Source organism: Clostridioides sp. ZZV14-6150 (genome assembly GCF_020657875.1).
GTDB lineage: Bacteria > Bacillota > Clostridia > Peptostreptococcales > Peptostreptococcaceae > Clostridioides.
In genome coordinates, this window is record NZ_JAGWDA010000007.1 from 196,002 (window position 1) to 211,978 (window position 15,977).

Consider the following 15,977-nt stretch of genomic DNA (forward strand, 5'->3'; position numbering starts at 1 on the left):
TCTTGAAAAAGGCTAAGTACCCCTAACTTAGTCTTTTTTATATTTAAAAAAAGTGAGGTGGTGATGTGGCAAAATTAACTGAGAAGCAAAAAAGGTTTTGTGATTACTATATTGAGACTGGCAATGCAACAGAAGCAGCAATAAGAGCAGGATATTCTGAAAAGACTGCTAAAGTAATAGGTGCTGAAAACTTAACAAAACCATACCTAAAAAGTTACATTGATGAAAAACTAAAAGAATTTGAGTCAAACAGGATAGCTGATGCCAAAGAGGTTATGGAGTATTTAACTAAGATAGTAAGGAATGAAGCAAAAGAGGAAGTGGTTGTAGTTTCTGAATATGGTCCAGAAATAATAAAAAAAGATGTAAGCATAAGAGACAGGAACAAAGCTGCTGAACTTCTAGGTAAGAGATATAGGTTATTTACTGATAAGGTAGAAGTTGAAGGAGCTATTCCTATAGTTATAACTGGAGATGATGAAATTGAAGATTAAGAAAGTAAATATAGCAAAGCTAGTAGGTAAGGGGTATAAAGACTATTGGAGATTTAAGGGTCGTTATAGAGTCTGTAAAGGTTCAAGAGCTTCTAAAAAATCAAAGACAACAGCTTTATATTATATTACTAAGTTAATGCAACATCCAGAAGCTAATTTATTAGTTGTGAGGAAAGTGTTTGGAACATTAAGAGATAGTTGTTATAAGGAACTCAAATGGGCTATACATCAGTTAGGAGTAGATAATTATTGGGATAGTACAACTAATCCACTTGAAATTACATACGTTCCTACAGGACAAAAGATATACTTTAGAGGATTTGATGACCCACTTAAAATTACATCTATTACTGTTGATGTTGGAGTACTTTGTTGGTGTTGGATTGAAGAAGCTTATGAGATAACAGATGAAAATAGTTTTAATATGTTAGATGAAAGTATAAGAGGTAAAGTTCCAGATGGCTTATTTAAACAAATAACAATGACCTTTAATCCTTGGAATGAGCATCATTGGATTAAGAAAAGATTTTTTGATACAAAGGATAAGGATATACTTTCAAAGACTACTAATTACCTCTGTAATGAGTTCTTAGATGATGCAGATAAGAAAGTGTTTGAAACTATGAAAAAGAACAATCCAAGGCGTTATAAAGTAGCAGGACTTGGGGATTGGGGTATTGTTGATGGATTAGTATATGAAAACTGGGAAGAGAGAATTTTTAATATAGACACTCTTATAGAGCAGAGGAATATCAAATCAGCTTTTGGGATGGATTTTGGTTATACTAATGACCCATCAACTTTATTTTGTGGTTTAGTTGATGAAACTTCAAAAGAGATTTATGTGTTTGATGAAATATATAAACATGGTATGTCTAATGAGAAACTTTATAGAGAAGTTAATAGGAAAGGATATTCTAAAGAACATATAACAGCAGATTCAGCTTCTCCAAAAGATATTGACCATCTGAGAGAGTTAGGGTTAAGAAATATAAAAGGTTCAAGAAAAGGAAAAGATAGTGTAAATAATGGCATTCAATATATACAAGATTACAAGATTATAATACATCCTAAATGTGTAAACTTTTTAACTGAAATAAGCAATTATACTTGGGATAAAGATAAATTTGGAAATAAGATTAATAAACCTATAGATGATTTTAACCATTTAATGGATGCTATGAGATATGCACTGGAAGATTTCATAAAAGGAGAGGTGTTTAGTTTTGATTAATCTTTTAAGAAAGGGGGTAGCTAAACTGAATAATATTCTAAATAAACCACTAAAACAATCAGCAAACAATTTAAAATATATAGAGTATGAAATAAATAAATGGAAAACATCAAACACTAGAAAAGAGCAGTTACAAGGTGATAGGTATTATAAAGGTGAGCATGATATTTTAAGACGGAAACGTACTGTTATTGGAGAAGGTGGGAAGCTGACAGAAGTTGAAAATCTACCAAATAATAAAATAGTAGATAATAAATATGCTAATTTAGTAGACCAAAAAGTTAATTATTTGCTAGGTAAACCACTTACTTTCCAAACTAAGAATGAAATATATAATTCTTTATTAAAAGATATATTTAATAAGAAGTTTCTTAGGACTTTCAAAAACCTTTGTGAGGACTCTCTAAATGGTGGTATAGCATGGTTACACCCATACTATAGTGAAGATGGTAAACTAAGTTTCAAAAGGTTTCCATCATATGAAGTATTGCCTTTCTGGAAAGATTCAGAGCATACAATATTAGATTTTGCAGTTAGGTTATATGAAGTAAAGGCATATAGTGGAGCAAATGAAAAGATAATTGAGAAGGTGGAAGTATATTCAAAAGAAGGTATAAAGAGATATATTTTACAAGGAATGACTTTGATAGCTGACTCAGAAAGTCCATATTCTTCTTATTTAGTAGTTGAAACTGATGATATTCATGAGGAACTTAATTGGGATAGGATACCATTAATACCATTTAAATACAACAATAAAGAGATAGCACTCATTAAAAGAGTTAAGAGTTTACAGGATGGCATAAATATTATGTTGTCTGATTTTGAGAACAATATGCAAGAAGATGCTAGAAATACAATACTGGTACTTCAAAATTATGATGGTCAAAATCTAGGAGAGTTTAGAAAAAATCTAGCACAGTATGGAGCTGTTAAAGTTCGTACTGTAGATGGGGCAGTAGGAGACTTAAAAACACTAGAGATAAAAGTAAATTCTGATAACTATAAATCTATCTTAGAAGTATTTAAAAAGGCATTAATTGAAAATGGAAGAGGATATGATGCTAAAGATGATAGAATGAGTGGAAATCCAAATCAAATGAATATACAAAGCATGTATAGTGATATAGATTTAGATGCCAATGGTATGGAAACTGAATTTCAAGCTTCCTTTGAAGAACTGTTGTGGTTTGTAAATATGCACATTTTAAATACTGGTCAAGGAAATTATGAAAATGAAGAAGTAGAAATAATCTTTAATAGGGATATATTAATAAATGAAACAGAAAGTATTACTAATTGTCAAAATTCAGTTGGGTTATTATCAGAGGAAACTATTGTATCTCAACATCCTTGGACTATAGATGTTAAGCAAGAACTAGAAAAGAAGAAAAAACAAGAAGAAGTTCAAAGAGAGTATGATGATTTGATACCGAATGATGGTGTTATAGATGAAACATAAAGATTATTGGAGGAAGAGATTTGAACAATTAGAAGAAGCTCAAAATAACAAAAGTGTAAAATATTATCTTGAATTAGAAAAGCAATATAAACTAGCTATGAATAGTGTCGAAAAAGATATATTGTCATGGTACAACAGATTTGCCAAAAATGAGGGAATATCTTTATTAGAAGCTAAGAAACTACTAAATACAAGAGAACTAGAAGAGTTTAAATGGAGTGTAGAAGAATATATTAAATATGGTAAAGAAAATGCTATAAATCAAAAGTGGATGAAAGAGTTAGAAAATGCTAGTGCAAGAGTTCATATAACAAGGCTTGAAGCTTTAAAGTTACAAATACAGCAACAAGTAGAAGTTTTATATGGAAATGAACTTGATGGTATTGATAAACTAATGAGAGATATTTATACAAGTGGATATTATCATACAGCTTTTAATGTTCAACAAGGAGTAAACGTTGGTTGGAGTTTAATGTCACTTGATACTAATAGAATAAATAAAATTATCTCTAAACCATGGGCAACAGATGGATTAAACTTTAGTGAAAGAATTTGGGGTAAACATAGACCTGCTTTAATCAATGAGTTATATACTAAACTGACACAATCAATTATTAGAGGTGAGAATCCAAAAAATCTAGTAAATGACTTTGCTAAGATGTTTAATGTATCTAAATCACAAGCTAAGAACCTAATAATGACTGAATCAGCTTTCTTTGCATCAGCAAGTAGAAAAGATTGTTTTAACGATTTAGATGTAGAGAAATATGAGATAGTTGCTACACTAGATTTAAAAACATCAAATATATGTAGAGAATTAGATGGAAAAATATTTGATATGAAAGGTTATGAGATAGGAGTCACAGCTCCACCATTTCATCCTAGATGTCGTACAACAACAGCTCCTTGGTTTGAAGATGAAGAAGGCTATAGAGCAGCAAGAGATGAAAATGGGAAAACATATTATGTTACATCTAATATGAAATATAAAGAATGGCATGAGAAGACATTTATAATTGATAAAAAAGATGATATACTAAGTAATAAGAGTTGGTTAAAAGCAGATTTTCCAACTGAAAAGAAATTTAAAAAGCATGTAGAAAAACACTTAAATGAATATGGAAATATAACTGCTGAAGAATATCTATCTACTGCAAGAAATTTGTTATCAGAGCAATTAAGTAATGATGTAGAAGGGTTTTTAAGTAAAGATAACTTTTTATTTAAGTATAGAAAGAGTACTAATGATTTTGCTGTTGGAAGAGCTGATGGTAAAATATCAACCTTATTTAAGCCAAAAGAAGGTTATAATTACTGGTTAGAACAAATAAAAGAATATAAGGAGGTTTAGATATGAATTGTCCAGTATGTGGTAAAGATGTAGATGTGTTTGATATTTGTGAAAATTGTAATTGGCAAAACAGTGGACCAAAAGAAACTAATTACAAAGGACCAAACAAAATGTCATTAAAAGAAGCTAAAGAAGCTTATGAAAAAGGTAAAAAAGTAATATAAAAGCACTTGCTAAATAATAAATTAGTAGGTGCTTTTATTATGTAAAAATTTAAAAAAGGTAGGTGATTTTAATGTGTATATTAACTCAAGTTATAGTTGTAGTTTGTGTAGTACAAATCGTTATTAATTGTATTGCTAATGTTAATGTAGGTATTCTTTGTAATAAATTAAAAAAAGAAAATAAAGCTAATATAGATAAAGTTTCTGATGAAATTTTAAAGAGAGTAATGGAAGAATTAAATAAATCATTAGATAAAAGTCTATAAGGGCTTTTTTATTATGTAAAAAATGAAAGGAGACATTTAAAATGGATTGGTTAAAAGAATTGCTAGAAGGAACAAAAATAGAAGATAACAAGATTGATGTAGTTTCTTTACAAAAGTCTATAGAAAAGAAAATAAAAGAGACTACAGTTAACAAAGAAGATTACGAAAATCTTGAAATACAATTAAACACAGCAAATGAGACAATTGAAGGTTTTAAAGGAGTTATGACAAAACAAGAGGTTGAACAATTAAAAGCAACTTATGAAGCTGAAATAAAACAGATAAGGAGGGATTCTATTGATGAAAGATTACTAACAGAAAATAGAGCAAGAAATAAAAAAGCAACAAAGGCATTACTTGAAGAAATTGAGGAAGAAGATTATGAAAAGTATGAGTCTTTAAGATTAGCACAGATTAAGAAACTACAAGAAAGTGAAGAAAGTAAGTTTTTATTTGAAGAAGTTCAAGAAACAAAAGTAAATTTTAAAGGAGTAAATCCAGGAGAAAGTAATCCTATAGTAGAAAAATCAACAGAAGATTTTACTTATGAAGATTGGTGCAATCAATTAGAAAATTAAAGAAAAGAGGTAAATAAATATGGCAAATACAAAATTTGACGCAAAATCATTTAATGCAGAAGCATTTGGGAAGTATATGGAGTCAGCTCCAACACTAAAAAGAAATGAATTATTAAAATCAAGAGCTTTAAAATCAAACTCAGAAATTAGAAACTTATTTAGTAGTCAAACAACTACATCATATGGAAGAATACCTATGTATGGCAACTTAGAAGGGGATGCACTTAACTATGATGGTATGACTGATATAACAGCAGATACTACTGTTACCTATGAAAGAGGTGTTGTAGTAATTGGTAGAGCTAAAGCATGGATGGAGAAAGATTTTAGTCAAGATATAACAGCAGGTGTAGACTTTATGGCTAATGTAAGAAATAAAGTAGCTTCATTTTGGGAGGATGTTGACCAAGATACACTGTTATCAATATTAAAAGGCATATTTTCAATGACAGGAACTGAAAATAAGAAGTTTGTTGATTTTCATACATCAGATGTAACTAAAAATGGTGATGGGAAAGTTTCTGCTGAAAGCCTTAATACTACTATACAAAAAGCATGTGGGGATAATAAAAATAAATTTAGTTTAGCTATCATGCACAGTAGTGTAGCTACTAATTTAGAAAATTTAAATCTATTAGCTTATCTAAAGTATACTGACGAGCAAGGAATACAAAGAGATTTAGGTTTAGCTACATGGAATGGTAGAACTGTATTAATTGATGATAGTATGCCAGTAGAAGATGTTGCAGAAAGTGCAAGTGGTGCAGGTGATGGATATACAAAATATACTACTTATATATTAGGTGATGGAGCTTTTGATTATGAGGATATAGGAGCAAAAATTCCTTATGAAATGGATAGAGACCCTAAAACAAATGGTGGTCAAGATACTTTATATACTAGACAAAGAAAAGTATTTGCACCTTGTGGAATTTCATATGAAAAGAAAAAACAAGTTTCACTATCTCCAACAAAATCAGAACTTGAAGATGGTTCAAACTGGACCCTAGTAAATGATGGGGCAACAACTAAAACAAAATATATAGACCATAAATCAATTGCAATTGCTCAAATAATATCAAAAGGTTAAATTTTATGGAAAATAACATGATTGACAATATAGAAAAAAGACTTCAAGGATTTGGATATACTCTAAAAGATGGAGATAAATGGTTAATAGATTTTGTAAAAGAAAAGATAGAAAATATAATTAAACTAGATTGTAATATAAAAGCTGTGCCAATTGAATTAAAAGAAATTGAAGTAGATATGATAGTTGGAGAGTTCTTGTTTACTAAGAAAAATATAGGGCAATTAGACATAGAGAGTCTTAATTTTGAAGCTGTAGAAAAGTCTATATCAGAAGGTGATACAAAGGTAGATTTTGCTATAGGGAGTGGCTCACAAACTCCCGAGCAACGTTTTGATAGTCTTATAACCTACCTTACTACTTATGGTAAGAATAAAATATTAACCTTTAGGTGTTTAAGATGGTAAACAGAACTAGAAAAGCAATAGAAATGATGTATAGAGATAAATGTACTATAGTTGAGTATCAGCCAATTAAAGACCCTATAACAAAGCGAACAAATAACAAAGAAGTAGTTGTATTAGAAAATCAACTTTGTAAGTTATCATATAAAAATATTACATCAGCTACAGATGGAAAAGTAGCTAAACTAGAGCAAACTATTAAACTCTTTATATCTCCAGATATAGAAATTAAAGCAGGTTCAAAACTTATTATAAATGATAAAGAATATGTAAGAAGTGGAGAATCAGCTATATATCCAAACCATCAAGAAGTTGTCTTAGAATTACTAGAGGATAAAGCATAATGGCTAGATGGGGTAGTGTTGATTTTAGAGAGTTTAAAAGAGCTTGTAAAAGGATGGAGAAATTTACAAAGATTGATTTAGATAAGTTTTGTAAAGATGCAGCAAGAGAATTGGCAGCAAGACTCTTAGGAAAAGTAATTAGAAGAACTCCAGTAGATACAGGATTTTTGAGAGAGGGTTGGAGTGGAGTAGCTTATGCTAGGTCGCTTCCTGTTTACAAACAAGGTAATAATTATATTATAGAAGTTGTTAATCCAACTGAATATGCAAGTTATGTAAATTTCGGGCATAGAACTAAAGATGGAAAAGGTTGGGTAAAAGGACAACATTTCTTAACAATTTCAGAGATGGAACTACAAAGCCAAGTTGATAAGATTATAGAGAAAAAGTTATTAATATTACTTAAAGGAGTATTTGATGCTTAATAATATAATTGATGGAATATCTATTAAATTAGATAAAACATTTGGAGAGAGTTATACAATTTATAGTGAAGATGTGGAGCAAGGGATTAATGAACCTTGTTTTTTTATTGTTCCTTTAAATCCAAGCAAAGTATCATATCCAAGTGGCAGGACATTAAAAAAGAACTCTTTTGATGTACATTATTTTCCCAAAAGTAATGATAAATCATTTGAAATAAATGAGATAGCTGAAATGTTATTAGAGGAATTAGAGTATATAGAAATTGATGGAGATTTAGTCAGAGGTACAAATATGAACTTTGAAATTGTAGATAATGTTCTTCATTTCTTCGTTGATTATAACTACTTTACTATAAAAAGTAATGATACAGATAAGATGGATACAGTAGAGTTATTCGGTGGGTTGAAGAGAGGTGATAATTTTGAGTAAAACATTAAGCAAAGAAGATAACTACAAGTTTACTAAGGAGCAGATAGTTAACTCTAAGAAGTATGTAAATAGAAAAGACTTATTAAATGCAATTTTAAAAGAAAATGAGTTATATTCTTTCTCAGAAGTAGAGGAAATAATAAATAATTTTATGAAAGGAGTGAGTTAATATGGCTTTAGGTGGAGGAACATTTGTAACACAAAATAAAGTATTACCAGGTGCTTATATAAATTTTATCTCAGCTAAGAGAGCAACTAGTTCATTATCTGATAGAGGTATTGTAGCAATGCCAATTGAGCTTGATTGGGGTATTAATGAAGAAGTATTTCAAGTAACCAGTGATGATTTTGAGAAATATTCAACAAAGTTCTTTGGATATGATTACACTCATGAAAAATTGAAAGGTTTGAGAGATTTATTCAAAAATATAAGATTAGGATATTTCTATAAGCTAAATAAAGGTGTTAAAGCTAGTTGCACTATTGCTACTGCTAAATATAGTGGAATAAGAGGTAATGATTTGAAGATAGTAGTTACAACAAACATTGATGATAACACTAAGTTTGATGTTGTAACACTTTTAGATAATAAGAAGGTAGATACTCAAATAGCTAAAGTGATTACAGACTTACAAGATAATGACTATATCACTTGGAAGAAGGATGCAACACTAGAAGCAAGTGCAGGACTTGTATTTACTGGTGGAGCTAATGGCGAAGCTGTGACAGGAGCAGAGTACCAAACTTTCTTAGACAAAATAGAAAGTTATTCATTTAATGCACTAGGGTGTTTGGCTACAACAGCAGAAATCAAAAGTTTATTTGTAGAATTTACAAAGAGAATGAGAGATAAGGTAGGAGCTAAGTTTCAAACAGTACTATATAAGAAAAGTGATGCAGATTATGAAGGTGTAGTGTCTGTAGAAAATAAGATTAAAGATAAAGATTTAGTTGAATCTAGCTTGATTTATTGGGCTATTGGAGCTATAGCAGGATGTGACATAAATAAATCTAATACTAATAAAAAGTATGATGGTGAGTTTGATGTTGATGTAAATTACACTCAGATACAGTTAGAAGAAGCTTTAAAAACTGGTAAATTTATATTTCATAAAGTTGGTGATGAAGTTCATGTGTTAGAGGACATAAATACTTTTGTATCATTTACAGATGATAAAAATGACGATTTTTCAAGTAACCAAAGTGTTAGAGTACTTGACCAAATTGCTAATGATATAGCGACTTTATTTAATACAAAGTACTTGGGTGAAGTACCAAATGATAAATCTGGTCGTATCTCGTTTTGGAATGATGTAGTTAAGCATCATGAACAACTACAAAATATAAGAGCAATAGAAGATTTCAAAGCTGATGATGTTTCTGTAGAACCTGGAAGCGACAAGAAGACTGTTGTAGTAAGTGATGCTGTAAAAGTTATTAGTGCTATGAGTAAGCTTTATATGACTGTTTCAGTTAGTTAACAATAAGAAAGGAGAATAATTATAATGGCACAACAAATAAAAGCAAGAGATACAATAAGTGCATCTAAGGCAGAGTGTTTTGTAACTATAAAAGGTAAAAGATATAACTTTATGCAAGCTATTAACTTAGAAGCTAAAATGGAAAAGAATAAGAGTGAGATACCTATATTAGGTAGTACTACAAAAGGAAATAAATCAACAGGAAGTAAATATTCAGGAAATGCAACATTTTATTATAATACCTCTATATTTAGAGAATTGTTGTATGAGTATAAAGAAACTGGTGAGGATATTTACTTTGATATACAAATTACCAATGAAGACCCAACAAGTTCAGTGGGTCGTCAAACTATAATACTGGAAGATTGCAATATGGACTCAGGCATAATTGCTAAATTTGATGCTGATGGTGAGTATTTAGATGAAGATATGGATTTTACTTTTGAGAATTGGAAATTAGTTGAGAAATTTAATATAGCAAATGGTATGGAGTAAAATACACATTTATGATTTATGGATGTGTATTTTTTATTTATAAGAATAGGAGATGATTAAAATTAAGGATAAATATGAGATAAAAGATTCAATTTCTTTTGATTATAGCAATAAAAGACCTTTGGAAGAACGTGTCAGCGAGATGTATAAAAAGGCAGGAAAATATCTTATAGATATTTCAGATAAGTTAGCAACAGATACAATTGATGGTTCGTCATTAAAGCCAATAATCATAAAATTTGAAATAAATGAAGCTGGTGTTGCAACAATAGAAAAACAAACAAAATATTTGGTGATGGAGGTAGAATAAGAATATGGGAGATTTAAACGCTTTTTTAAGTCAAAATGCAATAAAAGTAGAGAATAGAAAGTATGTGGCAAGTGAAAGGTTTATAGGAGAAGATGGAAAAGCAATCGAATGGGAACTTAAAGCAATAGATTCAGATAGAGATAGACAATTAAGAAAAGATTCAACTATAAGAGTACCTGTACTAAATAAAAAAGGGAAAGCAACAGGGCAATACACTAGTGAAACAGATTTTAATACTTATACTTTGAAACTGTGTGTAGAAACTGTAGTATTTCCAGATTTACATGATGCAGAACTTCAAAATAGCTATGGTGTAATGGGAGCAGAGGAACTATTAACAACAATGTTAACTCCTGGTGAATACACAGACCTTTCAAGTGAGGTAGGAGAAGTGAATGGTTTTGATAGGACTTTTGAAGATAAAGTAGAAGAAGCAAAAAACTAATTGAAGGAGGCGATTATGATGCTAGTGTAGCTCATTATTGCCTTCATAAATTCAAATGGAAACCACATGAATATACAGATTTACCAGACTACGAGAGGGCATTTGTTGCTGCTTCTATAGATATTAAAGTAGAAGAAGAAATAAAAGAAGAAAAGAAGAATGCTAAAGAAGCTAGAAGGAGTAGAAGAAGATAATATCTAATGTAAAAATTTTACTAATATAGTATAATAATCTTATAAAATTATTGTACTGGAGGAAAACTTATGGGGTTATTTGGGAAGAAAAAAGCAGATATATGCTGTATTTGTGATACTGAGATAGGAGTGTTGAATATTGAAGATGGTTGGATATGCAATTCTTGTTTTAAAGAATATTGTGATGCACTTTCTATGACTAAAGCACCTAAAATTTTAAAAAAATTAGATATTGAAAAAACTATATCATCAACTAAAAAAAACAATGAACTCCAAAAAATATTTAATCCAACTAATAATATAGAGAACTATATAGAATTTGATGAAGATAATAAAAAATGGCTTGTGTCTAAAAGAAGTGAAAACGATAAAAAAGCTCCTATCATTCATTCTTATGAAAATATTGTGAAATTTGAAATTTTAGAAGATGGAGAGTCTATAGTTAGTGGAGGAGTGGGAAGAGCTATAGTTGGAGGAGCTTTGTTTGGTGCTACTGGAGCTATAGTTGGAGGAGTAACAGGCAAAAAAACAGCAAGAAAGGTTGTTAATTCATTTAAAATTAAAATAACAATTAACGATATTGATAATCCTGTTGAGTATATTGAATTGATTAATAAAAAGACTAAAACCAATTCCAGTGTTTATGAGAAAGCATACAAAGATGCACATAAAATTTTATCAACATTATCCGCTATTACACAAAGTATTAAAGTTGCAGATAATATAAATTCTAATTCTGTAGCTGATGAAATATTAAAATATAAAAATCTTTTGGATATTGAAGCCATCACACAAGAAGAATTTGATACTAAGAAAAAAGAATTGCTAAATTTATAATATATAAGCACTTACTTAAAAATAAGTAAGTGCTTATATTATGTTAAAAAAGAAAGGAGGTTAAAAATGGCAACTATACAAACATCTATCCGAATTTTCGACGGAATGACACCTGCTTTTAGGCACATGACTAATGCTATGAATATTGTATTAAGTTCATTCGAGCAATTACAAAGAACATCTAGCAATGCTATAGATGCTAATAGTATTAGAACAGCTAGAGAAGAACTAGCACGTGCAGAAGCTGGGTTTGATAGATTAGAACAACAAATAAGAGAAGCTGATGGGCAACAGCGAAGACTTAATGAGGATATAAATAAGGGTGCAAGTTCTACAGATAGATTAGTTGGAAGTGCAAAGAAGTTAGCAGCAACTTATTTAGGTATAAGAACATTAGGAGGTCTAGGAAATTTAAGCGACCAGATGACAAGTACCAATGCGAGACTGAGTATGATTAACGATGGGCAACAATCGGATGGCGGACTTAACAAAATGATATTTCAATCAGCTGAAAGGTCAAGAGCATCTTATTTAGATACTGCAAAAATAGTTTCGCGTGTAGGTATGAATGCAGGTAAAGCATTTAGCAGTACAAAAGAAATTGTAGGTTTTGCAGAGCAATTAAACAAAAAATTCGTAATAGCAGGTGCAAGTACTGAGGAAATGAATTCGGCACTTTTACAGTTGACTCAAGGGCTGGGAAGTGGAGTTTTGCGTGGAGAAGAGTTAAATGCTGTGTTTGAGTCAGCACCTAACATCATCCAATCGATTGCAGATTATTTGGACGTGGACATAGGAAAAATAAGAGGAATGGCATCAGAGGGAATGTTAACAGCAGATATTGTAAAAAACTCATTACTTGCAGCAGCAGAGCAGACCAATGCAGAGTTTGAAAAAATGCCTTACACATTTTCTCAAATTTGGACTTCAATTAAAAATAATGCAATCATGATATTTGGTGTTATACAGAAAAAAATTGAACAGTCTATGTCTAGTAAGGGATTTCGAACCTTTATAGATAATTTTATAGACTCTTTGTATGTACTTGGAAATGTTGCTTATAACATTTTTAATGGAATTATAAGTATATTAGGGAGCCCAGCTTTTCAAAGTTTTTCAAACACAATGATTGTTGGGATAAGTTTAATTTCACAAGCACTAGGCTGGATAATAACACAAGCATTAAATGTAGTTAATATTTTCGCTCAAAATTGGAGTATTATTTCTCCTATAATTTTGGGGATAGCTTCTGTTTTTATAATATTTCAAGCAGTTTTACTAGCAACTAAAATAGCTACCTTAGGCAATGTGATTGCAAATATTGCTCATGCTGCAGCTTCTTCATTTTCTGCACTAATGACTAATATTCAAGCAGCAGCATTAATGCGTGCAAATGGAGCGACTTTATCAGCAACAATAGCTACTTGGGGATTGAATGCTGCACTTTTAGCTAATCCAATTACATGGGTAGTATTAGGATTTTTAGCATTCATAGTCATTATATTTGTAGCAGTAGCTGCAATGAATAAGTTCGCGGGAACAAGTTTATCTGCTATAGGTGTTGTTACAGGAGCATTAGCAGGTTTAACAGCATTTATTATAAATAGTGTGTTTTTTTGGGTTAATGTTTTTATATCGTTTGCTGAGTTTTTTACAAATGTATTGGACCATCCAGTTTATTCAGTGAAGAAATTATTTTTTAATTTAGCTACAGCAGTATTAAATAATCTTATATCTATGACACAAGGATGTGATGAATTTGCTACTAATTTAGCAAACTCTATCATAGATGGAATTAATGGGGCATTAAAAGCTTGGAATAAATTTGTGGATGTCTTAAATAAATTTGGAGGACTTGGAGATAAGCTAGGACTCGGAAAAGCTGATATGATTGGGCACACAAAGTCTATTACAAGTACACTTCAAAAAGCTAAAGGAAACTTAAATAAGTGGCTTGGAGCAGAACCAAAAGGTTATAAATCGTTTAAACAATTAGAGTACAAAAATGTCGAAGATTGGATGAAGAATGGATATGCTTTTGGTCAAAACTTAGAAAATAAAATAAAAGATGCTTTTGATATTAGCAAAATAGCAGAAAAAGCAAAAAAAGATTTAGGTCTAGATGACCTTTGGGACAAAAAGTATGGATTAGGAGATGGATTGGGTTCGGCTGGATTAAATTCTCCGCTTGGCGACGCTGCAAAAGGAGCAAAAGATACAGCAGGAAACACCGCTAAAATGGCTAAGACAATGGATAAAAGTCAAGAGGACTTAAAATACTTAAGAGATATTGCGGAACAAGAGACTATCAACAGATTTACAGGAGTAAACATTAAAATAGACATGAACAATACAAACAATATAAGTAGAGATACTGACTTAGATGGAATAGTTAATGTACTAACTGAAAAATTAAACGACGCAATGGTTGTATCGGCAGAAGGAGTAGTTTAGAAAGGAGAGTGAAAAAATGGCTTATGATTTTTACTTGGATGGAGTACAATTACCAATCACACCTGGCAAATTAGAAATAAAAACAACAAATAAAAATAAAACTGTAGACCTTATAAATGATGGAGAAGTAAACATATTAAAGACTCCTGGTCTATCTGAAATAAGTTTTGAAGCAGAGTTTACACATAATAAACTACCATTCTATCGAGGTACTTTTAAAGATGTTCAATTCTTTTTAAGTAAATTAGAACTACTAAAGACAGATTGTAAGCCATTTCAATTTATTGTATCTCGACAACTTGGGAATAAAGTACTATTTAATACAAATAGAAAAGTATCACTTGAGGAATATAACATAGTAGAAGATGCAGAAAATGGTTCAGATTTTAAGGTTGCAATAAAGTTAAAACAATATAGAGATTACTCAACTAGAAAATTAGTTCTTGCTCCTCCTAAAAGTGATACTGGTAGACCTAATGTAAAAATAGAACCTAAGAGAGTTGATTCAGTCAATGCACCAAGTGGTAAAACATACACAGTCAAAAGCGGGGATTCTCTTTGGTCAATTTGTCAAAAGCAATTAGGAAATGGGTCACTATATAAGAAAGTATATGAACTAAATAAAAGTATGATGGATAAAGCAAATAAGGGTAAAAAAGTACCTAAATACACCATCTATAAAGGGCAGGTGTTAAAACTTGGCTGATGAATTAGTATTAGCAAATGATAGAGATGTAAGGTTAGTTATTGCTCATTGGGAAGATTTCTATGAGCCAGTTGTCCTTGATAACATAACATGGGAGATAGAAAGACGAGGTACACCAAGTAAATTAGAATTTACCATAGTCATGGATGATATATTAGAGTTCTGTGAAGGTAATTCTGTAAGGCTGTATTACAAGGGAATAGGCATATTCTATGGATATATATTTCAGAAGAAAAGAGATAAAGAAAATCACATTAAAATTGTTGCTTATGACCAGTTGAGATATTTTAAGAATAAAGATACTTACGTATATAGTAATAAAACTGCATCCGAACTTGTAAAAATGTTGGCTAAAGATTTTAAATTAAAATACAATGTTATAGAAGATACAAAATATAAAATATCGAGAGTTGAAGAAAATAAAACACTCTTTGATATGGTTTTAACTGCTCTTGATGATACCTTAAGAGAGAAAAAGGAAATGTATGTACTCTATGATGATTTTGGAAGAATAACATTAAAAAATGTAGCATCAATGAAACTAGATATTGTTATGAATAATGATGTAATAGAGGATTTTGACTATAATTCATCAATAGATAGCGATACTTACACAAAGATAAAACTTGTGAGAGACAATGAAGAAACAGGAAAAAGGGATGTTTATATTGCACAAGATTCTACGCATATGAGAAGCTGGGGAATACTTCAAATGTTTGATACAGTTGATAAAAATATGAGTGAAGCAGAGATAAAACAAAAGTGTGATATACTTCTAAAATTATATAATAAGAAAACTAAGTCATTAAGTTT

At 30.4% G+C, this 15,977-nt stretch carries 20 protein-coding genes and 1 pseudogene; all 21 read left to right on the plus strand.

Annotation, left to right across the window (positions count from 1 at the left end; all coding sequences use genetic code 11):
- Positions 1-65: 65 nt before the first annotated feature.
- Positions 66-494: a terminase small subunit gene (locus KGF41_RS10480; RefSeq protein WP_074092167.1), complete on the plus strand. Its 429-nt coding sequence runs from the start codon at positions 66-68 to the stop codon at positions 492-494.
- Positions 484-1,728, plus strand: coding sequence for a PBSX family phage terminase large subunit (locus KGF41_RS10485; protein ID WP_413906971.1), 1,245 nt, complete (start codon positions 484-486; stop codon positions 1,726-1,728). Before KGF41_RS10480 ends, KGF41_RS10485 begins: the two co-directional genes overlap by 11 nt.
- Positions 1,721-3,190: a phage portal protein gene (locus KGF41_RS10490; protein ID WP_413906972.1), complete on the plus strand. Its 1,470-nt coding sequence runs from the start codon at positions 1,721-1,723 to the stop codon at positions 3,188-3,190. The genes KGF41_RS10485 and KGF41_RS10490 overlap by 8 nt, the downstream gene beginning before the upstream one ends.
- A complete protein-coding gene (locus KGF41_RS10495) occupies positions 3,180-4,541 on the plus strand; it encodes a minor capsid protein (RefSeq protein ID WP_227856643.1) in 1,362 nt (453 codons plus the stop codon). The genes KGF41_RS10490 and KGF41_RS10495 overlap by 11 nt, the downstream gene beginning before the upstream one ends.
- A 2-nt stretch (positions 4,542-4,543) precedes the next feature.
- Positions 4,544-4,705, plus strand: coding sequence for a CPCC family cysteine-rich protein (locus KGF41_RS10500; protein ID WP_076613451.1), 162 nt, complete (start codon positions 4,544-4,546; stop codon positions 4,703-4,705).
- A gap of 71 nt (positions 4,706-4,776) precedes the next feature.
- Complete coding sequence (locus KGF41_RS10505) at positions 4,777-4,971, plus strand: hypothetical protein (protein ID WP_227826485.1); 195 nt, start codon at positions 4,777-4,779, stop codon at positions 4,969-4,971.
- Between the two features lie 41 nt (positions 4,972-5,012).
- Positions 5,013-5,549 (plus strand): phage scaffolding protein, encoded by a 537-nt coding sequence (locus tag KGF41_RS10510; RefSeq protein WP_227856644.1) that lies wholly within the window; start codon positions 5,013-5,015, stop codon positions 5,547-5,549.
- 19 nt (positions 5,550-5,568) lie between these two features.
- Positions 5,569-6,639, plus strand: a complete 1,071-nt coding sequence (locus tag KGF41_RS10515; protein ID WP_227856645.1) for a phage coat protein — start codon at positions 5,569-5,571, stop codon at positions 6,637-6,639.
- A gap of 5 nt (positions 6,640-6,644) precedes the next feature.
- On the plus strand, positions 6,645-7,046 hold the full coding sequence (locus tag KGF41_RS10520) for a hypothetical protein (RefSeq protein WP_227856646.1): 402 nt from the start codon (positions 6,645-6,647) through the stop codon (positions 7,044-7,046).
- Positions 7,040-7,387 (plus strand): hypothetical protein, encoded by a 348-nt coding sequence (locus KGF41_RS10525; RefSeq protein WP_227856647.1) that lies wholly within the window; start codon positions 7,040-7,042, stop codon positions 7,385-7,387. Before KGF41_RS10520 ends, KGF41_RS10525 begins: the two co-directional genes overlap by 7 nt.
- The gene (locus KGF41_RS10530) at positions 7,387-7,812 is read left to right on the plus strand and encodes an HK97 gp10 family phage protein (RefSeq protein WP_194655000.1); all 426 of its coding nucleotides are present in this window, start codon (positions 7,387-7,389) and stop codon (positions 7,810-7,812) included. The genes KGF41_RS10525 and KGF41_RS10530 overlap by 1 nt, the downstream gene beginning before the upstream one ends.
- Positions 7,805-8,242 (plus strand): DUF6838 family protein, encoded by a 438-nt coding sequence (locus KGF41_RS10535; RefSeq protein ID WP_227856648.1) that lies wholly within the window; start codon positions 7,805-7,807, stop codon positions 8,240-8,242. The genes KGF41_RS10530 and KGF41_RS10535 overlap by 8 nt, the downstream gene beginning before the upstream one ends.
- On the plus strand, positions 8,226-8,411 hold the full coding sequence (locus tag KGF41_RS10540; protein WP_334292375.1) for a hypothetical protein: 186 nt from the start codon (positions 8,226-8,228) through the stop codon (positions 8,409-8,411). Before KGF41_RS10535 ends, KGF41_RS10540 begins: the two co-directional genes overlap by 17 nt.
- Position 8,412: 1 nt before the next feature.
- Positions 8,413-9,723 carry a phage tail sheath family protein gene (locus KGF41_RS10545; protein ID WP_227856649.1) on the plus strand — a complete coding sequence of 437 codons (1,311 nt, stop codon included), beginning with the start codon at positions 8,413-8,415 and terminating at the stop codon, positions 9,721-9,723.
- Between the two features lie 24 nt (positions 9,724-9,747).
- Positions 9,748-10,218 carry a phage tail tube protein gene (locus KGF41_RS10550; protein WP_015984845.1) on the plus strand — a complete coding sequence of 157 codons (471 nt, stop codon included), beginning with the start codon at positions 9,748-9,750 and terminating at the stop codon, positions 10,216-10,218.
- A gap of 52 nt (positions 10,219-10,270) precedes the next feature.
- Positions 10,271-10,528 carry a hypothetical protein gene (locus KGF41_RS10555; protein ID WP_015984846.1) on the plus strand — a complete coding sequence of 86 codons (258 nt, stop codon included), beginning with the start codon at positions 10,271-10,273 and terminating at the stop codon, positions 10,526-10,528.
- A gap of 4 nt (positions 10,529-10,532) precedes the next feature.
- The gene (locus KGF41_RS10560; protein WP_015984847.1) at positions 10,533-10,973 is read left to right on the plus strand and encodes a phage tail assembly chaperone; all 441 of its coding nucleotides are present in this window, start codon (positions 10,533-10,535) and stop codon (positions 10,971-10,973) included.
- Between the two features lie 263 nt (positions 10,974-11,236).
- On the plus strand, positions 11,237-12,004 hold the full coding sequence (locus KGF41_RS10565) for a DUF4428 domain-containing protein (protein WP_021379037.1): 768 nt from the start codon (positions 11,237-11,239) through the stop codon (positions 12,002-12,004).
- Between the two features lie 66 nt (positions 12,005-12,070).
- Positions 12,071-14,458 (plus strand): tape measure protein, encoded by a 2,388-nt coding sequence (locus tag KGF41_RS10570; RefSeq protein ID WP_227856650.1) that lies wholly within the window; start codon positions 12,071-12,073, stop codon positions 14,456-14,458.
- Between the two features lie 16 nt (positions 14,459-14,474).
- The gene (locus KGF41_RS10575) at positions 14,475-15,164 is read left to right on the plus strand and encodes a LysM peptidoglycan-binding domain-containing protein (RefSeq protein ID WP_227856651.1); all 690 of its coding nucleotides are present in this window, start codon (positions 14,475-14,477) and stop codon (positions 15,162-15,164) included.
- Positions 15,157-15,977 (plus strand): annotated as a pseudogene (locus KGF41_RS10580) (cell wall hydrolase); the annotation flags it as partial. The gene KGF41_RS10575 and the pseudogene KGF41_RS10580, both read left to right, overlap by 8 nt.